Here is a 22092-nt window from a genome sequence, read left to right as displayed (position 1 = left end):
GGGCACCGCATCGCTGTCTTCGCCGGTCCTGTGCGGCTTCTCGGCTGGGCGGATCCCTACTTGGGGACCGCCTGTCCATGGCGCTCGCCGGCTGTGCCGACCGGAGGAGTGAAGGGATGTCCACGGAGAACACAGGCGAGGACTCGGTCGAGCCCCGACGGGCGCACCCAGGAGACATCGGGCGGCGCGTGGCCGAGCGCAGGCAGCAGCTCGGGCTCAGCCGCGAGGAGGTGGCCGAACGGGCGGGTACGGCGGTCGGATACGTGGAGTACGTCGAGTCGTCGGCCGGTCCACCGGATGTCGTCCCCCTCACGCGGCTGGCTGGCGCGCTCGGCACGTCCACCTGGGAGTTGCTGGGCGGAGGAGTGGACATACCGCCTGGTCGTGCGGCGGCCGCGGCGCACCCGGTGCTGGAGGAGCTGCCGGCCTGGGAATGCTGGTCCTGGGCTTGATCCGCTTTGACGGACACCCCTGATAGGGGCTTCGGCCCCGGAGGGATGATGTCCATTATGGAGAGCGTGGGAAAGAAGAAGCCGCGTCCCAGGCGCTCGTTCACGCCGGAGTTCAAGGCGGAGATCGTCGACCTGTGCCGACGCGGCGACCGGTCGGTGGGCCAAGTCGCGAAGGACTTCGACCTGACCGAGACCGCGGTGCGCGACTGGGTGAAACAGGCCCAGGTCGACGCCGGCGAGCGCGACGGCCTGACCAGCGACGAGCGCGAGGAACTGGCCCGGCTGCGGCGGGAGAACCACCGCCTGCGCGAGGACGTCGAGGTTCTCAAGCGGGCCACGGCTTTCTTCGCGAAGGAGACCCGGTGACGGTGCACCCGTTCATCGAGGCGGAGAAGCAGGCAGGCTACAGCGTCAAACGGGCGTGTGAGCTGCTCAAGGTCTCCCGTGCCGCCTTCTACGCCCGCCGCAACGGCCAGCCCGGTCCCCGCGCCATGCGTGACGCGGAATTGACCTCGAAGATCACCCAGATCCACACGGACTCCAGGGGAAGCTACGGAGCCCCACGCGTCCACGCCACCCTCCTACAGGGCGGTGACCGGTGCGGCCGTCGCCGAGTCGCCCGACTGATGCGCCAGGCAGATCTGCAGGGCCGACACCGCAGGCGGCGCCACCGCACCACCGTCCCGGACCCGAATGCCGCCACCCGGCCGGACCTGGTCCTTCGCGACTTTGAGCCCGACCCGACCGCCCTGGACGTGCGCTGGTGCGGCGACATCACCTACATCGCGACCGAAGAGGGCTGGCTCTACCTGGCCACCGTCATCGACATCGCCTCCCGCCGCGTCGTCGGCTGGGCCACCGCCGACCACCTGCGGACCGAGCTGGTCGCCGACGCCCTGCGGGCCGCCTGCCGGACCCGCCGTCCCAACGGTCCGGTGATCTTTCACTCCGATCGCGGCTGCCAGTACACAAGCCGTGAATTCGCTTACCTGGCATCGGAGTTCGGTGTCCTCTTGTCGGTTGGCCGGACCGGCCAGTGCTGGGACAACGCGCTCGCGGAGTCGTTCTTCGCCACCTTGAAGCGGGAGCTGATCGGCGAACGGCCGTGCCCCAGCCGGGCGGCTGCCCGATCGGCGATCTTCGAGTGGATCGAGGGCTGGTACAACATACGCAGGCTGCACAGCAGCCTCGGCTACCGCAGCCCGGCCGCCTATGAGGCCGTGCTCGCCGCTTGACCAACACACCAACGGTGTCCGTCAAAGCGGAGCAGGCTCAGTCCAGGCTCGCGCCGGGCGGTATCGGCAGGGTGGCCGTGTCGACAGAGGAAGGCCCCGTCGTCCTTCCGGCCAACTTCCGGGTCCTCGACGGCACGGTGATCTACCGCACCGCCGCAGAAGGCACGCTGGCCGCGGCCAGCGGCGGCCGGGTCGCCTTCGAGGCCGACCACATCGACGAGGCCCTGCGCACCGGGTGGAGCGTCCTCGTGAAAGGCATCGCGACGGTTCTGGACGAGCCGGAGGCAATCGAGCACCTGACCCGGCGCGGCAGCCCCGACCCCTGGGCGGGCGGAGCACGCGACGTATGGGTCCGGATCAAGCCCTCCTCCATCACCGGCCGCCGGATCCGCATCGCCGACACGTAGGCCCCGGGCCGGTGACCGGTCCCGAGCGGAGGCGTCCGCCACGAAACGATGGCTCGCGAACGTGGCCGCCGCCCGGCGCCGCAGCCTTGCCTCGACCGGTTCGGTTTCGAACAGCTCATCCGCATCGCGCATTTCGGGATAATCCCGCACGAAAGATCGCGAGACGCGGGCGGGTTGCCCGTTACTGAGCCACGCTCCTGGCCTCAGGCGCCGCGTCGGTAGTAGGTGATGGAGACCTTGACCGGGCCGTCGTCGGACGCGGTGGTGAGCGTGCGGATGACGGCGATGTCCTGGCTGCCGTGGGCGCGGACGCAGAAGCTGCGGCCGGCGCGCAGGGTGGTGAAGGGCAGGGTGGAGGTGGGCTGGGTGTCGACGCCCTTGAGGCAGTCGGGGAGGGCGAGGGGGCCGGCCGGTGGGATGTAGGCGTCGCCGTCCTCGGGGATGTAGAAGGCGCCGGCTTCGCGACCCAGGTACCAGGCGGAGGTGTCCTGAGTCACCTTCCCCGCCTTGAGGTCGAACTCGTGGTCGGCGTCGGGGGAGGTGAGTTCGAGGTCCGTGTAGGCGGCGGTGTAGCCGGAGGCCGCGGCCGACTGCGTGGGTGCCGAGGATGGCGGGGCGGCCGCGGCGGACACCGTGGACGCAGGGAAGCTGCTGCCGGTGGCGGGCTTCTCGTCGCCGGAGTCGTCGAAGTAACCGGTGTAGTCGAGCAGCAGGAAGACCGCTGCGGCCCCGATGAGGAGGGCGGTGGCCGTCAGTAGTACGGTGCGGGCGCCTCGGCGTGCGGTTCCCGCGGATCTGCGTCTTGCGGTGGGAGCGGCCTCCAGCGGGGTGGGGGCCGGGGCGGGGACACGTGCGGTGGCGGCGTCGGCCGTGGCCGGGTCGAGAACGGTGGCTCGCGGGGGAGGCGTGGTCGGCAGCTCGGTGTGACGGTTCAGTTCGCTGCTGAGCTGCTGGGGCAGCCAGCCGTCGGAGAAGCGCAGTTCCCCTCCGGTCGCGGCATGGTGGCGGACGGCCTCGATCAGCCAGGCGGTGCCCGGCCGGTCATCCGGATTCTTGGCCAGGCAGTACCGGACCAGGTCGTGCAGTCCGTACGGGAGGTGGGAGAGGTCGGGTTCCTCGTGCACCGCTCGGTAGAGCGCGGCGGGCTCGGGGCCGTCGCCGAACGGGGATGTGCCGGAGGCGATGTATGCGGTGAGGGCGCCCAGGGCGAAGACATCAGTGGCCGCCGTGGCGGGCAGTCCGAGGACCTGTTCGGGGGCCATGAAGCCCGGTGAGCCGATGCGCAGGCCGGTGCCGGTGAGGGGGCTGGCGTCGGCGGCGCGGGCGATGCCGAAGTCGATGACGCGAGGGCCGTCGGCGGCGACGAGGACGTTGCCGGGTTTGAGGTCGCGGTGGACGACGCCTGCGGCGTGGATCGCCTGCAGGGCCTCGGCGATGCCGGCGAGGAGCAGCAGGACGGTGCGTTTGGGCAGTGGGCCGTGGCGGTGGACGACCTGTTGGAGGGAGGGGCCGGGCACGAACGTGGTGGCGAGCCAGGGGGTGGCGGCGTCGGCGCCGGCGTCGACGACCTGGGCGGTGTAGAGGCCGTGGATGCGCTGGGCGCTGGCGACCTCCTGGGCGAAGCGGTGCCGGAACTCGGGGTCCTCGGCGAGTTCGGGCCGTACCACCTTGAGCGCGACCGGGCGGCCTGCGGGGGTGTAGGCGAGGTAGACGCGGCCCATACCGCCGGCGCCGAGCCGCGCGCACACGCGGTAGCCGCCGACCTCGCGGGGGTCCTCGATGCCCAGCGCTTGGAAGCCGGTGGGCAGTTGGGCACCGAAGGGCTGTGTGGTCATGCTGGCTCCCAGCGGGTCGTGCGGTACGGGGCGCGGTGGAACGGGTGCGGCGGCAGTGGCGCCCCGGGTGCATGCCAGCGTCCGGAATCGCAGCGGATCATATCCGGCCGCGGTCGCTGTGGGTGTCGGCGTCAGCCCCGTCGACCGGTCGCGCAGGGCGCGGCAGGTCATGAAGGGCATGTCGTGGGCGGGCTGAGGGGTGCCGACCCAGGCGCGCCCCTGCCGGTGCTCTCGGGGGTGAGCACCGGCGGGGGCTGCCGTTCCGCGGGCGTCGGGGGTGGCCCGGCGGGGTCATGGTGGACTAAAAGCCTCGGGTTGTTCCCCGCCGCGTCGGTGGCGGGGAACCACCTCGGGGTTTCGCCGTGGGGTCAGTGGTTCAGCCGGCGATCTCCTTGGCCGCGCGGATGCCCGACAGGTAGGCGCCGTGGACGGTGGCGAAGTCGCCCTTGTCCGTGGCCTCGCCGGCGAAGTGCACACGATTGTCGACGGCGGCCGCGAGCTGGTCGCGCATGGCCGGCGTGGAGCCGAGCTTGTTGAACGAGTACGAGCCCAGCGCGTACGGATCGGACGCCCAGCGGGTGATCTGGTGGTCGAGCGGTGCAGGGATGCCGCTGCCGTACATGGTCCTCAGCGTGGCCATGGCGCTGTCGACGATCCGGGTGTCGCTCCAGCCCTCGATGGTGCGGCCGAAGTCGGCGGCGTTGAAACCGAGCAGCACCGGCTGCCCGGTGGGGCGGGTGATGTTGATCCACTGGGTCCATTGGCCGTACTTGTCGACGCGCGGCACGTAGCCCAGCCAGTCGGTGTCCGCCCAGAACACCGTGGGGAAGCGCAGGTAGCACTTGTTGAGCACCCCCATGCCGAGCTTGCTGATCGCGGCGATCTTGTCGCCGGGCAGGCCGGGGCCGAACTTCACGGCGCCGGCCTGGAGCACGCCCAGCGGCAGGGTGACCACCACCCGGTCGGCCTGGAACGTGGCCTTGTCGGTGGTGACCGTCACACCATCGTCGTTCCAGTCGATCTGCTTGACGACCTGTCCGGTCTGGACGGATAGTCCGGCCGCGAGCAGATCGGTGATCTGGTGGTAGCCCTGCGGGAACAGCACGTCCTTGCCCTTGACCTTGTTGTCCTCGTCGAAGTGCAGGCCCGACATCTGCTCAACGCTGCCTGAGTACTCGTGCTCGTAGTCGTTCAGGCTGTAGTTGAGCAGTGCCTTGTCCTCGCCCGGCAGCGAGGGCCAGTCGACGGCGCCCTCCACGACACTGCGCACCGACGCGTCCTTGTCCTCCTTGTCCTGGAACGAGGTCAGTGCGCCGGCGGCCTTCTTCCGCCAGCGTTCGAGCGCCTGGGCCTGCGTGTCGCTCAACTTGCCGCCGTCGGTGGAGTAGTCGGTGGTGCTGTCGAGATCAGTCACGACCGTCTTCGCGTTCGCCTTCGCGGCCAGCGCGGCGATCGGGTTCTTGTCGATGCCGTGGATCCACGAGGCGCCCAGATCGAGTGGCGCGCCCGCCCACTGCTGACTGGTCCAGATGCGGCCACCGATCCGGTCTCGCGCTTCGAGCACCGACACGTCGTGGCCCTGGTCGGCCAGGTAGCGGGCCGCACCCAGACCGCTGATCCCGGCGCCGACGACGATCACCTTCTGGTGCCCGGACGGGCTCGGCGTGCCGCTCTCCTCGCCGTTGTCGTCGCAGGCAGACAGGGAGGTGAGAAGCGCGAGGCCAGGCAGGCCCAGGCCCACGCTCTGGAGGAAACGCCGGCGATGCATCGTCATGGCTGTTAACCAATCTGCGGTCTGACACGGGTTGACAGGAGATCGCCGCCGAACGCTCCGTTGCGCTCGCCGAGCTGCCCGTGGGCGAGGAAGCCGCGCTGGCTTCAAGGGCACCCCGTTTGGTCGGGGACCGCCTCATGTGCGGCCGCGGGCACGGGCTTGCCGGTTCCGCTCGCGTATGCCGTGGGGACGCCGATCGCGGTGTCCGCACCCTTCAGTACAATGAGGCTGATACTGCAAAGAATACATTGACACACTGATGTGTCAATAGAGGCATTGGGGGTTTGGGCGCGACGATGCGTACCGATGCGACAGAAGTGCTGGAGTCTGCCATCCCGATCCTCGCCAAGGACCGCTCGGCCTCGATGCAGGTCATCGCCACACGCTCAGGCATCAGCCGGGCGACCCTGGTCCGTCTCTTCCCCACCCGCCAGCACCTGGTGCAGGCGATGGCCCAGAAGATCCTCGACGACTGCGACCGAATCCTGACCCGAGCCGAGGCCGACAACGCCCCCATGGAACAGGCTCTGACTGCCCTCATCGCCGACTACCCGCCGTTCGCGCAGCTCTGGAACCTGGTCTACGTCGAACCCGACGTCCTGGGCGTACCCGAGGCCAGCACCCGCGCCGAGGCGATCTTCGGCAGGACGGTCAAGCTCGTCGAACGCAGCCAGGAGGCCGGGCTGCTACGGCAGGACATGCCAGCAACCTGGCTGGCCTCAACCTTCTGTGGCCTGGCCGAGACTGCATGGGAGCTGACACTCGAAGGCCACATGGGCGCCCGCCAAGCCCCGGACTTCATCACTTCGATCCTGCTCCATGGTGCGGCCGCCTAGCTCAGGTGCCGAGTGAAGAATCGGGCCGGCCGTTTCCCTCAGGGTGGAGGCCGACTGAGTCGTTCGGCCTGTATCGAGGTGGATGGCGCCTGGTCGCGATGCTTGCCCTCGAAGCCACCTCCGCTGCAGCGCACCAGTCCGATGGCGCCACCGAGTCGGTTGAGTAACCGTCGAAGTGTGCGTGAACACCGAGCCGCGAGTCTGGCCGGCCACCGGCGCTTCCGCTGCGGTGGCATTGGTCCTGCACGGTCTGCTCCTGCGGCCGAGGATGCTGACCTGGGGCGCGACGAGCGACGAGGCCCGCGCGGTCCTATCCCGGGGATTAGCTCTTCGTCATGCAGACCCGCCAGTTCCACAACCTGCGCGCCCGGCTCGGACGGGCCGTGACCGGGCATCCAGGGAGGGCACGATGAACGCCGACTCCACCTTCGATCCCGACAGCAGCCCGTTGCTGCTGGACGGTGCGCTGCCCGGGTTCGGATTCTCCCGCCTCGAATACGTGGCGCTCGCCGCGCCACCTCCTGTCGCCTACGAGGCGGCGCGTGGGCTGGACCTGCTCACCCTCGATTCCCCGCTCCTCAACGCGGCCATGTGGGCGCGCGGGCTGCCCGATCGACTGCGCGGTTGGCCGATTCCGACTCCGCCGTCGATGCGGGTGGCCGATCTGTTCGACGGCGCTGCGGAGGCGTGGGACGACCAGCCTTGGGTGGCGCTGGGCGAGCGTCCGGGGCGTGAGCTCGTCTTCGGGGCGGTCGGCAAGCCGTGGCAGGCCTCGATCGAGTGGCGGCGGGTCGAACCGGAGGAGTTCGCGTCGTTCGACGAGGTCGGCTGGGCGAAGATGGCGGCGGCCTTCGTGGTCCATCCGTACGGCACCCGGCGCTCCCTGCTCACCTACGAGGCGCGTACGGCCTGCATCCGGAGTCCACTGTTCGCTTCGGCCGCTACTGGACGCTCGTCTCCGCGGGCGTCGGCATCGTTCTGCGCGGGACGCTCCGAGCGATCAGGGCGGCGGCCGAACAGCGTGCCCTGGCTGCTTGGTCGGACGTGTTGCCGGACCGGTGAATCGATCACCCGGGCAGCACGATTGGCCTTTGGCCGTTACCCCGCTTCGGCATGTGGCCGGGAGGACCCGAACGCCTGCAGGTGGTGCCGTACGCCGTCAGCGAGGACCTCGATGTCGGGACAGGCGTTCGCGTCGACGACAATGCCGATGTTGAACTGCTCCGCGTAGGAGAGCGCGGCGATGGCGAGGGTGAAGTTCCCGGTGATCGGCACCACTGGGAAGATCTCGGTGATCCGCGCTCCGGCGAGGTAGAGCGGGATCGGGGGGCCGAAGATGTTCCCGGCATAGAGGTTCGCCCAGTGCTGATGGCCGAGGCCGCGCATCATGGCCCGCTGGACGACGCGGTTGCGGCCGAGGATTCCTTCCGGCGGGCCGACGACGTAGTGCTTCTGTCGAGCGCTCGCGGCGGCTGTCAGCCGCAGTCGGCGAACCGGATCGGGTTCACCGATGGGGAGCGGCACGAACATCATCCCGGACCGGTTGCCGCGCGCCTGGCCGGGTTCCTCCTGGTGCAGGGAGACGGGCACGAAGGCCCGCAGGACCAAGCCCTCGACGCGCTCCCCGCGGCTGAGCAGGAGATCTCGAAGACCGCCGGCGGTGGCAGCCATCAGGACGTCGTTCAGCTTCACCTCGTGGCTGTGAGCGATCTGTTTGACGGTGTCGAGACGGTTGCGGACGAGCGCGAGCCTGCGGTGCGGGCCAACGGGGATGTTGAAGCTCATCTGCGGCGCCGACCCTTTGAAGTAGTTCTCGCGCACCGCAGGCCAGTTTTCCCGGGCTTGGTGCAGCGTGGTGGCGGGTCGGCGGAGCTTCGACAGCGTGCCTTCCATCGCTTGGACACGCCCACGGAGGTTGTCGTCGAACAGGTCGCGGTTGGAGGGCACCGGCGTCGGGGTCCAGGGCCGGGCGGGCGTCGTCGGCGCATCTGTGCTGGGATCGAGGAACGCGCTGAGCAGAGCCACGCCCGCCGCGCCGTCGGCGATCGTGTGGTGCACCTTGATGAAAACGGCCACTCGGTCGCCGGTCAGGCCGGGCAGGAACCACATCTCCCACAGCGGTCGCGACCTGTCCAGGGGGAGCGCCCGCACGTGCTCGACAGCCTGAAGAAGACCCGCCTCGTCCGGAGGAGCGGCGAAGGGGAGGACCCGGACGTGCTCGGTGAGATCGAAGGCCGGGGCGTCGACCCACAGTGGTCGGCCGAGCCCGCGCCGGGGTGTGTGGAGAAGCTGACGGAAGCGAGGGACCTGAGACAGGCGGCTTCCCACCACCTCTCGCACTGCCTCGACCCGGAAGCGACCGTCTGAATCGAGGAGCCTGGTGCCGTCGAGGACGGCGAGGGCACCGATGACCTCGGGCCAGCCGAAATCGTCCGACCACAGCAACATGAGATCCTGCGGGCCCAACCTATCCATGACCGGGCGCCGGCCGGGCGCACCAATTGACGTGCCCATAATTCCACCGCCGCCCAGGACGAAGATCAGCACCGTGCCTGTTGCACTTCAATTGTCCCGCGGGCCCGACTCGGTGAAGAGTTGCCGTCACCGTCGGCCTCAAGCTCGTTCATGAGCGCAAATGCCCAGGGCCGGCGTGCGTGCAGCTGCCCCAGCGCGGTCGATTCCCGGCAGCGGTGGAATGCCCAGATTCTCGGATGCTCGATGAGTTCGGCCTCAAGGTCGGCGATGCGCTTCTCGGTGAAGCGGACGTTGGATAGCGCGCCTTCGAGGCGTTCCTGAAGTGTGCGAGCCGATTTTTGGGTGGAACGAGGAAGCGGCCGGATTCGCTCGTCGATCATGGAGGGTCGTCATATCTGATCTTGGCCTGAGCCGGAAGAGGTCTGGAAGAGGTCGCTCTGGTCCGCGAGTACGTGGAGATTCCTCTCGGCGTGGCTGTGGACCGCCCGGACGTGCGGTGGGCCAGGCTCGCGAAGGCCATGGGCGGCTGGTTCCGGAAGACGGGCCCGGGCCTGTACCAGATCGTCACCGAGGCACCGCGACCCGTGGGGTCGGACACTGGTTCGCCGCCACCGGCCTCGACCGGAGAGGCATTACGGCGACATCTGCGGACATAGTTCGCCCGGTGTGGACGGCAGCCATCGGGGAGTGCTCGTGCAGGTCACGCTCCACGGCCGGGTGGCGCGGGAGACGTCCGGGACGGATTCTCCGCCTCCCGACCCGTGGGCCCGGCCCGGTCCCCCAGCCCGGGCGACTGGTCAGTGGTGGGGTGTCGAGTGCGGGCCGATGACGCCGTGCATCGAGGACTGCGCAGCATCGACGTGGGTGTCGTCGAACTCGAAGCCGAGCGTCTGCCGAACGGCGACCACCCCGTCCAGTGAGCGGCACATGCCCTCGATGATGGGGATGAGGCTCTTGCGTTCGACCGTGCCGGTGAGGGCGACGATGCCGTCGTCGACGGTGACGTGGACGGCGTCGGCGGGGAGCCACAGCGTGTCGAGCAGGACGTCGTGGGTGATCTCCTTGCGGATCGAGGCGTCGTCGCGGAGGAACGGCTGCAGCAGGTCGCTGCGGCTGACGATGCCGGTGAGCCGGCCTTCCTCGTCGATCACGGGCAGCCGCTTGAGCTTCTTGCGGTGCATGACCCGGGCGGCTTCGACCAGGGTCCAGTCGGCGCGTGCGGTGACGACGGGGCTGGTCATCATCTCCTCAGCGATTTCGCCCTCGGCGCGATGGTGCTCGTGCGGGTGGAGCCAGCGGAGTACCGGGTGGCCTTCCTCCAGCAGTCCGGCTTCCTTGCGGATCAGGTCGGCCTCGGACACGATGCCGACGGGGTGGTCCCGGTCGTCGACGACCGGGACGGCGGTGATGTCGTTGCGGTGGAACAGTCCGGCGATCTCCTTGAACGCGGTCTCGCGATGGGCGACGACCACGTCCCGGGTCATCACGTCCTGCACGGTGCGGTGCTGCATGGCTCTCCTCGGGGCGGTCCACGGCGCCGGCACGCGGTTCACTCGGGCGCGGCCTCGGCATCGGGTGTTTGTCGGGGGAGACCACGGCCGCCGACCGGGCTACTTCGTTCATCGTCCTCTCGTGTTGCTGCGGTGGCACGTTCGCCTCGGCCGTCACCGGGAACCGGACGGCCCGGCAGGTGGCTGCGCGCTGGGAAGCGGCCGTTCGCGTGCGCCCGCCGGGGAGAGGATCGTGGAACACGAGCGATGCGGCCGGGGGCTGAGCGACACCCGGGGAGTCCATGGGCTGAGCTCCGATTTCGACCCCCGGACGGCGTGCAGCACCGTCCGGCTGGGTGTGCGGTCCCGCAGGTCGTCCTGAGGAGGTCCGGCCGTGTATTTCGTCGACCATGTGGATGCGGGGCGCCGGTTGGCCGGGCGGCTGAAGCACCTCGCGGGCGGACCAGGACGAAACCCGCGGCCTGGCGGTCGGCTACTTCGACGCCAGCACCGGAGCAGCCGCGGCTCTCTGGGCGGCCGCCGAGCCGGACTCCCCGGCCAGGGCGGTCGTCTCTCGCGGCGGTCGGCCCGACCTCGCCAGCCCGCGGCGACCGCGCCCACCCTGCTGATCGTCGGGGGGAACGACGACGTGGTCATCGACCTCAACCGGCAGGCGCAGGCACGACTGCGCTGCGAGAACGGACTCGCCGTCATTCCTGACGCCACCCACCTGTTCGAGGAACCCGGAGCGCTCGAGGAGGCCGCGGACCTGGCCACCCAGTGGTTCACCAGCCGCCTGCGCCCCACCCCGCAGCTGGCGGGCTGACGCCCGACCGGGACCGCCCGATAAGACCGAGGCCGGGGGACTCCTGGGCACCGCGGAGCACAGTGTGAAGACTTGTTCGTTCCCGGAGAGAAGAGACGGTCAGAGGAGGCATCATGGTGGTCCTGGTCGGCTATGCGAGTGCGTACGGATCCACTCGGGAGATCGCCGAACGCATCGGTGCCCGGTTGACCGAGTCAGGATGCGCTGCCGATGTCCGGCTGTTCGACGACACGACGACCGTGGATGGATATGCCGCGTTCGTCCTGGGCAGCGCGGTCCACAGCCGGCGGTGGCTGCCGGAAGCGGCCGCCTTCCTGCAACACCACCGTGACACACTCGCACACGGCCGGGTATGGCTGTTCAGCGTCGGTATGCCCGCCGCGCTGCGCGGGCCGTGGCGCAGGTTCGCCGACCGCGAGGAGGCGATCGTCCTGGACGCGCTCGCGCCGGTGCCCGGCCTGTGCGGGCACCGCCTCTTCTCAGGTGTCGTCACCCGCGAACAGATCGGCCGAGTGGGCACCCTCCTGCTCGGCCTCCTGGGCGGCCACACCGGGGACTACCGTGACTGGGACGCCGTCGACGCCTGGGCGGGCGGGATCGCCAGAGACCTCCTCGCCACCGGGAGAGGGAAGCCGTCCGCCGGTTAGGCGTCCGCGTCGCCCTCCCCGGCTTCGCGCCAGGCCCGGTAGGCCTCGAGCGCGGTGGGCAGCGTGGGGAAGATCCGCTCGGGGCCGACGGACTCGGTCAGGCCGTAGGCGTCGAGCTGGTCGCGCAGGTCCTGCTTGACGCGTGCCATGGCGAAGACGATGCCACGCGCGATGAGTTCCCGGCGCAGGGATTCGACCGAGTCCAGCGCGGTGATGTCGACCTCGACGTTGGCCTCCGTGTTGAGCACGAACCACGACACCGGAGTCGTCTCGGCGGTGACGGCGGCCAGGGCCCTGCTGCGGAAGTCCTCCGCGTTGGCGAAGAACAGAGGGGAGTCGTAGCGGTACACCACCAGCCCGGGAATGGTGCGGGCCCGCGGGTAGTCGTCGACGTCGTGCATGCCGGCCAGGCCGGGTACCAGCCCCTGGACCGCGTCGTGCGGCCGTGCCACCCGGCTCAGCAGCTCGGCCACCGACAGCCCCACGGCCACCAGCACCCCGTACAGGACGTCCAGGGCGAGGACACCGGCCAGACAGGCGATCGCCAGCACCAGTTCCCGTCGGCGGAAGGAGGCCAGCCTGCGGAAACCCGCCAGATCGATCATCCGCACGGCGGCGAAGACGACGACGGCACCGAGCACGGCCACCGGCAGGTCCGCCAGCAGCGGGCCGAGGAACAGGAGCACCGCGAGGACACACCCGCCGGCGGTCAGCGCGTACACCTGGGTGCGTCCGCCCGTCGACTTGGCGAGCGCGGTCCGGCTGGCGCTGCTGCTGACGGGGAAGCCGGACAGGAGACCGGCGCCGAGGTTCGCGCCGCCCAGGGCGAGCAGCTCCTGGTCGGCGTCGAGGCGTTCTCCGCTCTCACCGAACGCGAAGGCCCGCGCGGTGAGGATCATGTCGGTGTAGCCGACCAGGAGGACCCCGGAGGCGGGAATTACCAGCCGGTCCAGCTCGCCCAGGTCCGGCCGGGAGAAGTGGGGGAGCCCGCCGGGGATCGCTCCGATCGTGTCGATGCCGTGCTGATCCAGGTCGAACGCGGCCACCGCCACCGTGCCCAGGACGACGGCCAGCAGGGGTGCGGGCAGCCAGGGAAAGTAGTGTGCCGTGGCGAACAGGAAGAGCAGGGCAGTGGCGCTGAAGACGGTGGCGGCCGCATTCGCCTCGGACAGGTGCCGGGCGAAGGACCACAGCTGCGGGAGGAAGCGCTCGCCCGTCACCGGGACACCGGTGAGTTTCGTCAGCTGATCACCCATCATGATCAGGGCGACGCCGGCCAGGTAGCCGATCAGGACGGGTTTCGAGAGCAGGTCGGCGACGAAGCCGAGCCGAGCCAGCCACGCCACCAGGCACAGCCCCCCGACCAGGACGGCGAGCGTCGCGGCGAGGACGGCGTAACGTCCGGCGTCCCCGCTCGCCAGCGGCCCGACCACGGTGGCCGTCATCAGCGCGGTCGTCGATTCCGGCCCGACCGACAGCAGCCGGGACGAGCCGAGAAGCGCGTACGCCCCGATCGCCGGCAGAATCGCCCACAGGCCCGCGACCGGCGGCAGGCCGGCGACGCCGGCGTACGCCATGACCTGCGGAACCAGATACGCAGCGACCGTCACACCCGCTACCACGTCGCCACGCAGCCGGCCCCGCCGGTAGCCCCGGAGCACGGCCGGTCCCGGCACCGCGGGCACGAAGCGGTGCCGGGACCGGTCTGTGCCGTCGCCGTGACGCGCCATGGATCTCCTTCCGCGCCAAGCCTCAGCATGCCGCTGCGGGACGTGATGGGGCCACCGCCATGCGCCCGGTGGGGGCGGGTTCACATCTGATCACGCGTCGGCTTCTTCACGTGGGTGTTCACTGCCGGTACCACGTCGGACCCTCGGCGTGGTAGGAGGTCGACAGGCTCTGGTCGTTCTTGCGCCGCCCGTAGCCGGGGCCTGCCGCGTCACCTTGTCCTCGCTGCCCAGAACATGCCGGGCGCGAACGGCATGCCGGTCGTGCGTAGTTTCGTAGGCGGTGTACTGCCCCTCGTCCGTGAGCGGTCCCAGGGGATGTACCACGGGTGACTCCTGGCGGTGCCGGGTGGTCCGGGCGAAGCCCCGTCGGTATGACGCGGCCGCCGCGCTGCTGGGCGCAGCAGGGCACGGTGCTCCCGGTCGTGGGCAATCGGGGGCGCGGCGGATTCACCGAGGCGCTATTCGGCTCGTTCAGCCGGCCTGGTCAGCAACGGGGCCGTTCGGCCCTGGTGCCGGGCGGGGGCGAGAGTATCGTGAGAGTTGGCCTGCAGGGCGAGCGAGGGAGTTCGACCGGATGGCCCCGGGCGATGGGCGGAGGCTCCGCGCGGGGCGTTTGTCGACGGTCGGGCTGAGAGGCTGGAAGGTCTGCGAGACCGGAAGGCGACCTCCATCACCTGATCCGGACAATGCCGGCGAAGGGAGCCCACCTTGCAGGTTTCCGTCTGCCTGCACGGCACTGCTGTGAGGCGCGATCAGTGACGAGGGATGAAGGAGCGGCGGCGGGTCTGGCAGACGGCGGCGTGCGACTTCGTTGTGGTTGTAGGGCCGCGGTCCCCGGAGCTGTGGACGGCACCTGAGGCGGCAAGCGGCGATCGCTTCGAACGGGGTGGCGGCTCGCACGGCCCGGGGGATGAGCCGTCGTCGACTCGTCCGGTCACGGCAGGAACGTCAGGCCGAATGCCGCTCGGTGTGAACCGGGTGACCGGGCCCGGCGAGCCTGTGCGGTGGCGGCAGGGCGTGACGCTTCGCCAGGTGCGTGCTACTTCGGTCACGGCTGGCCTGTGGCGTGTGGCGGACTCCCGGGCCACACTTCGAACGCTTGCGAAATCCCCGTCGGCGGTCCTGCACGGAAACGGGCGCGGATCAGCGCATCGACCTTGACGACGGCTTCGGCTCGACCGCTGAGCTCCACTTTCACCGGGCCGGCACCGGCATCTGCGAGGGCAACCAGCCGTGCGGCGGCTTCTTCGACCGGTGTCGACGTGTCCACCTGCCAGCGGGTGCGGACCACCTGATCGGCGGGTGAGACATAGGCCCCCGCTGTGCCAGGGCCAGGGACGGTGATCAGCCTGAACGACTGCCCCACGGTGTCGGCGACCACGTTCGCCACCGGTGGTGCACCGGAGATCGACATGTGCACCATCGCGCTCGGTTCCCGTGAGCCACTGGCACCGGTCATCGTGATCCTCCGAGGTTCGCTCCTCTCCCAGGTTCTGCCAGTGCGAGGTCTCCCGCATTCGTTCGGCGGGGGAGTCCCGCTCGTGTTCGCGGCCGCCGGCGGCCAGCGGTGTCACGCTTTGATCAAGTGGTCGTGGTTCCGAAGTTCTCGCCCGCGGTCACCTGCCGTGGACGTTCTTGCTGTTCAACGCGTCTCCGGACCAAGGCGATCACCTCCGGGTACCGGGGCTTCGGTGCCAACCGAGCGAGTACTGGCTTGGACTCTTCGTCCAATATGGACATATGGTCCAACCCGCGGAGGAGACTGGCGAAGAAAGCGCAGATCACCGGGTCCGGCTGTGGGCGCCCGTGGGCCGGGCTGTCGCGCTGCTGCTCGGCCCGTACGCCGAGGTCGTCCTGCACGACCCGGACACCGACCGCATCCTGGCGATCTGGAATCCGATGAGCTCCCGCGGTCCGGGGGAGCTCATCCCTGCTGGGCGAGCTCGACGCGCTGGAGTCATCCGCGCAGGACGTGTTCGGCCCCTACGAGCAACTGCTCGCCGACGGCCGGAGCCGCTGTTCGAGCATGACTGGAGCGAGCGCGTCCAGCACATCGTCGGCGCGTGGTGCGCGAGAGCGGCCGCCCCGTCGAGCGAATGACCCGCGCAGAGCGCCTGGCCGTCCTGGCCCGGCAGGACGAGGACAAGGTCTTCGCCGTGCGCCGCGCCACCCCCGTCGTCGCCGCCCTGCGGGTCTCCCGATCCACCCTCTACGGCCTGCTGGCCGAACTCCGAACCCCCGGCACCAAGGACGTCATATCATGACCCGCCTGCCCGACTTCCGCCTGGAAACCTACTTCTCCTGGTGGGAGTTCGCCGCGCGCCACCATCTGACCGCCTCCGACGCGCAGGCCATGACCCTGAGCGAGCTGCTCGCCCTGGCCGACGATGGGGACCGCGCCGAGTTCGAGAACCTGCCGCGGGGCTACACCGAGACCTACGCGACCCGGCCCTGCGCCAGGCGATCGCCGGGACGTACGAGCGGGCGGACACGGCCGACGTGATCTGCTCCGCCGGCGCCGAGGATGCCCTCTACCTGGCGATGAACGAACTGCCCCAGGCCACTCTTCACCCGCGCGGCACTGATCGCCACCGACGATCACCAGCAGTGCCTCGACCACGGCGACTTCGGCCACGCCGTGTGCGCCGGGGCCGCCACCGACACCAGCGACACACCCCTCGGCCTCCTGCTCGAAAGACCTCTCGAACGGCCGGACGGTGCCATCACTGTCGCCGACCTCACCGGAGCGGCGCATTCGACGCGGCACTCGCCTCGGCCGTCCTGCGCGAGCTGGCCCCGTAGGCGCCCCTGATCGCCGGGCCGGCGAGGCGGCGGACGGACGGTCCGCCGCCTCGCTCGGACGATTGCCGCCTCATCGTCGCCGAGCACGGTGAAGTCGACGTCCAGGTGCGGCTCGTACGCCTCCGGCGCCGGGGCGAGCTCGTGGGTGGAGTACTCGCCGAACCGCATGATCTTCTCGGTCGGGTAGGGCGAGACCTTGGACAGGTCCTCGGGCTCCACTTTCCAACCCCCGGCGTGCAGCTCGCGCACCGCCCGGGCGATGTCCAGGGTTGCGGAAGATCAGGCAGCTGCTGAGCAGGGCGTTGAACTTGGCCGTCTTCTCCTGTTCGACGGGGCCATTGTCGGTGATGACGCCCCGGTTGCCGAAACGCACCCACTCGGAGAACCCGTTGTACGCCTCGACCTTTGTGGTCGCGGCCGTCGTCAGCTCGAACCCCAGCAGGCGGGCGAGGCTGAACACCGGGTCTCCGGCCCTGGGCGTCCGCGTGGTTCGTGGTCGGCCGCAGCTCCGATTCGTTCTTCAGCAGCGCCTCGATGATGTACACCGCCTCCCACACCCCGCAGGGGATGAAGTGGGTGACGGCAAGGCATGGTCAGGCGTGTGACTGGCCTTGCCGAGGTCGCCGGGTGTGGTTTGTGGCGCGGGACATGAGGTGTTCCCAGTTGCGGTGCGCGATGTCGGCCTTCTGCTCGTCGGTGAAGGGGGCGTTCTCCAGGAAGGACCGGGCGACACCGGCGCTGGTGTCCACAAAGGGGAATCCGCCAGGGCGGAACCCATAAGTGAAGGGATAGTCAGTGGAGTACAGCATCCGTTCGGTCCCCACGACTTCGGCTGTCCAGCGGAGGTAGCGGGGGCTGACGGTGCCGCTGCCGGCGACCCAGAAATTCTGCTTGAAGTAGTCGGCGAGCGGGCGAGCCAGGCCACCGGCGTCGGCGAAGAACCCGGTGTGGTCGAGATAGAAGAGCACGACCTCTCCCCAGTGGCCGGCAATCACCTGGAGATCGGGGTACCGGTCGAAGACACCGGAGAAGATCATTCGCAGGTACTGCACGCCCAGGTCGTAGTACCAGCCGATCGCAGGCCCTGCCAGCGCGGTCCCGATGGGGCCGAAGTTGGAGTAGTAGGCGTCCATCACCGCCTGCACGGGCATCTGCGGATGGAAGTGGAGGGGGACCTGCAGTGCCTCCGCAGCGGCGTACAGCTCGTCGTACTCGGGGTCGTCGGCGAGCTTGGATCCGGTGCGCCCGTAGAGCATGGCGCCGGGGAAGCCCAGCTCGGTGACCGCCCGCTCCAGCTCCGCGGCCGCGGCCGACGGCGACTGTGTCGGGATCGCCGCGAACGCCTGGAACCGGTCGGGGTTACCGGCCACGATCGCCGCGAGCTGGTCGTTGGTGTCGCGGGCCGCGGCGACCGCATCCGCGTCGGGCAGGTTCTGCACGCCCGGCGAGGAGATCGACAGCACCGCCACGTCCACCCCCTGGTCGTCCATGTGCGCAAGCCTCGTCTCCGCTGTGTCGCGCAGTCGGCGGGCGACGGGGCTGTCGCCGAACCCCAGGTTCGGCAGCTCCGGCACCCCTGCCCGCGACCATGCCTCCATGATCGCGGGCAGGGCGACGTGCTCTTCCAGCGCGATGATCCGCAGTCGGTCGGACATGCAGTGCTCCCCATGCTTGTTTCCAGTGGAATCACAATGAGCGTATCATTGATACTAACGACGGAACCGTTCACGCGATATCGTTGATCCATGTCACTACGTCCATCCGGCGGGAGCAGCGCCTCCGACGCTGCGCCCATCGGCCGCGAACAGACCCGGCAGCGGGTCATCGAGGCGACCATCGACCTGCTGACCCGAGGCGGGCGCGAGGCGGTCACCACCCGCGCGGTCGCTGAGGCGGCGGGCCTTCAGCCGCCGGCCATCTACCGGCTGTTCGGCGACAAGGACGGACTGCTCGATGCGGTGGCCGAGCACGGCTTCGCCGCGTTTCTCGTCACCAAGCACGTCGACCCCGACCCGCAGGACCCCGTCGAGGACCTGAGGGCCGGCTGGGACGTCGCGGTCGAGTTCGGCCTGGCCAATCCCGCGCTGTACACACTGATGTACAGCGAGCCCACGAGGGCCACCTCGGCCGCCTTCAAGGCCGGCATCGAGATCCTGATGGGCCGAATCCGGCGCCTCGCCGCCAGCGGCTGGCTCCGCGTCGACGAGGAACTCGCGGCCCAGATCATCCATGCCACAGCGCGCGGCGCGGTGCTCACCTGGCTGTCCCTGCCGGAGCACCTGCGCACTCCGGCCCTGCTGACCACTCTGCGAGAGTCCATGGTCGCCGCCGTGACCAATCAACGGCCGTCCGTGCAGGACGCGGGCCCGGCGGGTGCCGCCCGCGCCTTGCGCGCGGCGCTGCCCGAACAGACGACCCTGAGCAGCGCGGAGCAACATCTGCTGAAGGAGTGGCTGGGTCGCCTCGTCGCCGACGGTTGAGGCGTCGGCGGTTCGTGCGCTCTCGCCGGGGTGAGGCTCTTCGGCGGGCTTCATGTCTGTATCGAGGTCACTGCGGAGGTTCCCGATCACTCGGCGACGGGAGTCCGCAGCCTTTCTGCAGAGCCCCGTGGCTGTATGGCTCGCAGGGCGGCGGCGAGATCCGAGCCCAGTCGGCCGCAGAGATCCGGCCGACTCACGGGGTCATGGCGAGGCGATCGATGGCGGAGTGTTGTTCCTGGCGTGCCGACCGGTGCCGGCCTTGTCCACCGGAAGCGCTCCGCAGACCAGCAGGTCCGCGAGGAGGACCGTGCCCGTGTCCGCGCCCGAGGGCCGCGAGGGAGCGGACGGGGCGCCGGTCGGAGCCGCGGCAGTCAGCCGTGCAGCCGTGGTTCGTTGGCGTCGGCGTCGCTCGTGCCGGCGCGGAGCAGCTGGTTCCCGAGGTCGACCAGGGCGCGACCAGCCGCGTATTCGTCGCCGATCTCCGGCACCGGGGGGTCGTGCGGGTTGCGGTGGGCGTCGGTGCGGCTCTCGAGCCGGTTGTCGCCGGTGCCGAGGACGGCGTGGACCCGGGTGAGGTCGCCCTCCTCGAAGAGATCCAGGCGCAGGGTCCACGTCTTGGTGCGCATCGGTGCGCGTGCCGTCTGATCGTTCATGTCCAGACCTGTCCTTTCAGGGGATTGGTGAGGGTCTCGTCCTGGGGGATGGGCCAGTCGGGTTTCGGGACCTGACCGCCGTCGGGGCGGGTCGGCGCAGTGACCGCCGGTGCGGTCGTCGCGGACCGGCTCTCCTGGTCGACGAAGCGGGTGAGCGCCCGGGCGCTCTCCAGGAACTGGGCGGGGAAGACGATGGTGGAGTTCTTCTCGGCGGCGATTTCGGCGAGGATCTGCAGGTTGCGCAGTTGCAGGGCGATCGGGTGGTCGGAGATGACGTCAGCGGCCTCGGCGAGGCGTCCGGCGCTGAGGGCCTCGCCCTCAGCTGCGATGATCTTGGCGCGCTTCTCGCGTTCGGCCTCGGCCTGCCGGGCCATCGCCCGCTGCATGCTCTGGGGGAGTTCGATGTCCTTCAGCTCGACCACCAGGACGAGGACGCCCCACTGCTGGGTGAGGCCGTCGAGGATCTCCTTGATCTGCTCGTTGAGGGTCTCGGTGTCGGTGAGCACCTGGTCCAGGAGGGACCGGCCGACCACATTGCGGACGGTGGTCTGGGCGATCTGCCCGATCGCGCTGGACACGTCCTCGATCTCGACGATCGACTTCACCGGGTCCACCCGGCGGAAGTAGGCGACTGCCGCGACGCCGATGGAGACGTTGTCCCGGGTGATGACCTGCTGGGACGGGATCGGCATGGTCACTGTCCGCAGAGTGACCTTCGCCATCCGGTCCGCCAGCGGGATCATGAACCGGATCCCGGGATCGCGCACCCCACGCAGCCGCCCCAGTCGGAACACCACCCCGCGTTCGTAGTGCCGAACGATCGCGACACCCAGGTTCGCCACGGGAATCACCCTCTTCCACCGGAGCCCGCACCTCCAGGGTGAACGAGGTCTGTCCGTCCGACATGGGCCGTACGGCCCAACGCGAAGCGGCGGTCGGATGCAGTCCGCGGGAGCCGCGGAGGCGGCCACCGCCGTCCGGCGCCGGACGGCTCTGGGCGTTCTCGCCCCGTCCCAGCTGTTACGGAAGGGCGGCGCATCAGCCGTAGGGGACCACCGCGAGCGGGCTTTGGACGTGGTGGACCGCCGCCTGCGCGACCGGGCCCAGGTGCGGCCCGAGAACCCCGGCGCGGCTGCGGCGGCCGACGACCAGAAGATCCGGGCGGCTCGCGGCCTCGACGAGCGTCGCGGCAGTGCTGCCGCGCAGCAGGGATGCCACCACCTCGACGTCGGGGTACTTCTCCCGCCAGGGCGTCAGCACGTCGGTGAAGAGCTGCATCGCCTCGGTCGACAGCTCCCTGTTGATGCTCGCGGTCAGTGCTGGGGCCAGGTCGCTGCCCATCGGCGGCTGCCAGGCGTGGACCACCCGCAACGGCACCGCGCGCAGGGCGGCGGACTCGAACGCGAAGTGGACCACCGCATCGCACCGGTGGTCGAGGTCCAGTCCGAGGACGACCTCGCCGGCGGACCGCTGCGTTTCCTTCGCGGCTCGGACGAGGACGATCGGGCAGTGGGCCCGGCCGAGGACGTGCCGGCTGACCGATCCGACGAGGAAGCCGTGGAGCGTGCCCAGGCCGCGGGACCCCAGAACCAGCATCGATGAGTGTTCGCCCGCCGAGACAAGTGCGTTCCGGGCCGTGCCGGACCGATGGACGGCGGTCACGTCGACGGCCGACAGCCGGGTGCGCAGTTCGGCCTCCTGCCGGCCGAGCTGCCTTCGGCTCTCGGCCACGGCGTCCGGGGTGCCGAGCACATGATCGGCGGTCCACGGCCAGGCCAGGAGCAGTTCCAGGCGCATTCCCCGGAGTTCGGCCTCGCGCGCGGCCCACTGTGCGGCGGCGATGCTTTCGGACGATCCGTCGTATCCGACGGTGATCAGACCGTTCACGATGTCCTCCGAGAGGCTTTGGACAGCGGGTCCGCTCTCAGTCTCACTTGACCCACGCCATCGACACCTGTGCCGGTCGGCCCTGATCGAGGGGCGCACCGGCCCCGACCGGACCCAGTGCGCCGCCGCCGTCGGTGAGCTTTCGTGGATCCCGGTGGGACGGTACTCCTCGCACGCGTCCAGGCCCTGCGCCCCACCCACCGCACCATGGCCCTCTCCCTGGTGCCAGGCAGGATCACGCTGACAGGTTCCGCGGCGCACGGGGTCACTGGCCCGAGGACGTCCGGGAGGGTGGGCTCTTGCCGTTGTTTGCGCAGCAGGGGCCGGGTGACAGGGGGCTGGGCATCAGCCGCATCGAGGTGGTCGCATCCCTCGCCGGAGTGGACCGTGGAGGGGAGGCGATGTGGACCGGGGGGCCCTGTTGGCGAGGCTGGTCCTGCGGTGGGATGGAGGTCCAGGGTCGCCGTTGCGGCTGCGTTGGACGCTACCGAGGAGGCTGGAGGCTGTCGTGGCTGATGCGGAGAGCCTGGCTGCCGACCGTGACCGGGTCCGGTCGACGGCGG

At 69.9% G+C, this 22092-nt stretch carries 21 protein-coding genes and 2 pseudogenes; 10 read left to right on the top strand and 13 right to left on the bottom strand.

The window, feature by feature from the left end; all coding sequences use genetic code 11:
- The first annotated feature begins 116 nt into the window (after window positions 1-116).
- From ACFVHB_RS09930 to ACFVHB_RS09915, 4 genes are read left to right on the top strand one after another with little or no spacing between them, the layout of a single operon-like run.
- Window positions 117-452, top strand: coding sequence for a helix-turn-helix domain-containing protein (locus tag ACFVHB_RS09930; protein ID WP_380317939.1), 336 nt, complete (start codon window positions 117-119; stop codon window positions 450-452).
- Window positions 453-509: 57 nt separating this feature from the next.
- The gene (locus tag ACFVHB_RS09925; RefSeq protein ID WP_380317936.1) at window positions 510-818 is read left to right on the top strand and encodes a transposase; all 309 of its coding nucleotides are present in this window, start codon (window positions 510-512) and stop codon (window positions 816-818) included.
- Window positions 815-1687: an IS3 family transposase gene (locus ACFVHB_RS09920; protein WP_380317933.1), complete on the top strand. Its 873-nt coding sequence runs from the start codon at window positions 815-817 to the stop codon at window positions 1685-1687. Before ACFVHB_RS09925 ends, ACFVHB_RS09920 begins: the two co-directional genes overlap by 4 nt.
- Window positions 1684-2094 (top strand): pyridoxamine 5'-phosphate oxidase family protein, encoded by a 411-nt coding sequence (locus tag ACFVHB_RS09915; protein WP_380317930.1) that lies wholly within the window; start codon window positions 1684-1686, stop codon window positions 2092-2094. The genes ACFVHB_RS09920 and ACFVHB_RS09915 overlap by 4 nt, the downstream gene beginning before the upstream one ends.
- Before the next feature lie 203 nt (window positions 2095-2297).
- On the opposite strand, the gene ACFVHB_RS09910 is transcribed toward ACFVHB_RS09915, so the two are convergent.
- Both ACFVHB_RS09910 and ACFVHB_RS09905 read right to left on the bottom strand, forming a co-directional pair.
- Window positions 2298-3929 carry a serine/threonine-protein kinase gene (locus tag ACFVHB_RS09910; protein ID WP_380317927.1) on the bottom strand — a complete coding sequence of 544 codons (1632 nt, stop codon included), beginning with the start codon at window positions 3927-3929 and terminating at the stop codon, window positions 2298-2300.
- Window positions 3930-4305: 376 nt separating this feature from the next.
- Window positions 4306-5703 (bottom strand): flavin monoamine oxidase family protein, encoded by a 1398-nt coding sequence (locus tag ACFVHB_RS09905; protein WP_380317924.1) that lies wholly within the window; start codon window positions 5701-5703, stop codon window positions 4306-4308.
- A 296-nt stretch (window positions 5704-5999) separates the two neighbouring features.
- On the opposite strand from ACFVHB_RS09905, the gene ACFVHB_RS09900 reads away from it, so the two are divergent.
- Window positions 6000-6539, top strand: a complete 540-nt coding sequence (locus ACFVHB_RS09900) for a TetR/AcrR family transcriptional regulator (RefSeq protein WP_380317921.1) — start codon at window positions 6000-6002, stop codon at window positions 6537-6539.
- 1098 nt (window positions 6540-7637) lie between these two features.
- On the opposite strand, the gene ACFVHB_RS09895 is transcribed toward ACFVHB_RS09900, so the two are convergent.
- The 3 genes from ACFVHB_RS09895 to ACFVHB_RS09885 form a co-directional block, all read right to left on the bottom strand.
- On the bottom strand, window positions 7638-9086 hold the full coding sequence (locus ACFVHB_RS09895; RefSeq protein ID WP_380317919.1) for a wax ester/triacylglycerol synthase family O-acyltransferase: 1449 nt from the start codon (window positions 9084-9086) through the stop codon (window positions 7638-7640).
- The gene (locus tag ACFVHB_RS09890; protein ID WP_380317916.1) at window positions 9080-9394 is read right to left on the bottom strand and encodes a hypothetical protein; all 315 of its coding nucleotides are present in this window, start codon (window positions 9392-9394) and stop codon (window positions 9080-9082) included. Before ACFVHB_RS09890 ends, ACFVHB_RS09895 begins: the two co-directional genes overlap by 7 nt.
- Window positions 9395-9811: 417 nt before the next feature.
- Complete coding sequence (locus tag ACFVHB_RS09885; RefSeq protein ID WP_380317913.1) at window positions 9812-10525, bottom strand: CBS domain-containing protein; 714 nt, start codon at window positions 10523-10525, stop codon at window positions 9812-9814.
- Between the two features lie 461 nt (window positions 10526-10986).
- Here ACFVHB_RS09885 and ACFVHB_RS09880 point away from each other — a divergent pair.
- Both ACFVHB_RS09880 and ACFVHB_RS09875 read left to right on the top strand, forming a co-directional pair.
- Window positions 10987-11330, top strand: a pseudogene (locus ACFVHB_RS09880) (phosphoribosyltransferase); the annotation flags it as partial.
- A 113-nt stretch (window positions 11331-11443) separates the two neighbouring features.
- Window positions 11444-11977, top strand: coding sequence for a flavodoxin domain-containing protein (locus ACFVHB_RS09875; RefSeq protein WP_380317910.1), 534 nt, complete (start codon window positions 11444-11446; stop codon window positions 11975-11977).
- On the opposite strand, the gene ACFVHB_RS09870 is transcribed toward ACFVHB_RS09875, so the two are convergent.
- Together ACFVHB_RS09870 and ACFVHB_RS09865 are read right to left on the bottom strand one after the other, a co-directional pair.
- Window positions 11974-13707: a SulP family inorganic anion transporter gene (locus tag ACFVHB_RS09870; RefSeq protein WP_380317907.1), complete on the bottom strand. Its 1734-nt coding sequence runs from the start codon at window positions 13705-13707 to the stop codon at window positions 11974-11976. The two genes, ACFVHB_RS09875 and ACFVHB_RS09870, sit on opposite strands and share 4 nt — an antisense overlap.
- A gap of 1048 nt (window positions 13708-14755) precedes the next feature.
- Window positions 14756-15166: a hypothetical protein gene (locus ACFVHB_RS09865; RefSeq protein WP_380317905.1), complete on the bottom strand. Its 411-nt coding sequence runs from the start codon at window positions 15164-15166 to the stop codon at window positions 14756-14758.
- A gap of 637 nt (window positions 15167-15803) precedes the next feature.
- On the opposite strand from ACFVHB_RS09865, the gene ACFVHB_RS09860 reads away from it, so the two are divergent.
- Together ACFVHB_RS09860 and ACFVHB_RS09855 are read left to right on the top strand one after the other, a co-directional pair.
- On the top strand, window positions 15804-15971 hold the full coding sequence (locus ACFVHB_RS09860) for a hypothetical protein (protein ID WP_380317902.1): 168 nt from the start codon (window positions 15804-15806) through the stop codon (window positions 15969-15971).
- Complete coding sequence (locus tag ACFVHB_RS09855) at window positions 15968-16210, top strand: hypothetical protein (RefSeq protein ID WP_380317899.1); 243 nt, start codon at window positions 15968-15970, stop codon at window positions 16208-16210. Before ACFVHB_RS09860 ends, ACFVHB_RS09855 begins: the two co-directional genes overlap by 4 nt.
- Window positions 16211-16579: 369 nt before the next feature.
- Here the strand turns inward: ACFVHB_RS09855 and ACFVHB_RS09850 are convergent, their stop codons facing one another.
- The 3 genes and pseudogenes from ACFVHB_RS09850 to ACFVHB_RS09840 all read right to left on the bottom strand — a co-directional run bounded on the left by ACFVHB_RS09850 (window position 16580) and on the right by ACFVHB_RS09840 (window position 18164).
- Window positions 16580-16969, bottom strand: a complete 390-nt coding sequence (locus tag ACFVHB_RS09850; protein WP_380317897.1) for a Tn3 family transposase — start codon at window positions 16967-16969, stop codon at window positions 16580-16582.
- A gap of 22 nt (window positions 16970-16991) precedes the next feature.
- Window positions 16992-17078 (bottom strand): annotated as a pseudogene (locus ACFVHB_RS09845) (hypothetical protein); the annotation flags it as partial.
- A gap of 24 nt (window positions 17079-17102) precedes the next feature.
- Window positions 17103-18164, bottom strand: coding sequence for an amidohydrolase family protein (locus ACFVHB_RS09840; protein ID WP_380317894.1), 1062 nt, complete (start codon window positions 18162-18164; stop codon window positions 17103-17105).
- Window positions 18165-18254: 90 nt separating this feature from the next.
- Here ACFVHB_RS09840 and ACFVHB_RS09835 point away from each other — a divergent pair, with 90 nt between their 5' ends.
- Window positions 18255-18989 carry a TetR/AcrR family transcriptional regulator gene (locus ACFVHB_RS09835; protein ID WP_380317891.1) on the top strand — a complete coding sequence of 245 codons (735 nt, stop codon included), beginning with the start codon at window positions 18255-18257 and terminating at the stop codon, window positions 18987-18989.
- 371 nt (window positions 18990-19360) lie between these two features.
- Here the strand turns inward: ACFVHB_RS09835 and ACFVHB_RS09830 are convergent, their stop codons facing one another.
- The 3 genes from ACFVHB_RS09830 to ACFVHB_RS09820 all read right to left on the bottom strand — a co-directional run bounded on the left by ACFVHB_RS09830 (window position 19361) and on the right by ACFVHB_RS09820 (window position 21529).
- Window positions 19361-19642, bottom strand: coding sequence for a dsRBD fold-containing protein (locus tag ACFVHB_RS09830; RefSeq protein ID WP_380317888.1), 282 nt, complete (start codon window positions 19640-19642; stop codon window positions 19361-19363).
- Window positions 19639-20484 carry a slipin family protein gene (locus ACFVHB_RS09825; protein ID WP_380317885.1) on the bottom strand — a complete coding sequence of 282 codons (846 nt, stop codon included), beginning with the start codon at window positions 20482-20484 and terminating at the stop codon, window positions 19639-19641. The genes ACFVHB_RS09830 and ACFVHB_RS09825 overlap by 4 nt, the downstream gene beginning before the upstream one ends.
- A 196-nt stretch (window positions 20485-20680) precedes the next feature.
- Window positions 20681-21529: a universal stress protein gene (locus tag ACFVHB_RS09820; RefSeq protein ID WP_380317882.1), complete on the bottom strand. Its 849-nt coding sequence runs from the start codon at window positions 21527-21529 to the stop codon at window positions 20681-20683.
- Window positions 21530-22092: the final 563 nt, after the last annotated feature.

The organism is Kitasatospora sp. NPDC127111 (assembly GCF_042677465.1).
In the GTDB taxonomy this organism is placed as follows: domain Bacteria; phylum Actinomycetota; class Actinomycetes; order Streptomycetales; family Streptomycetaceae; genus Kitasatospora.
The sequence above is the reverse complement of the archived record's forward strand: the minus strand, read 5'-3'. Positions and strand labels throughout refer to the sequence as shown.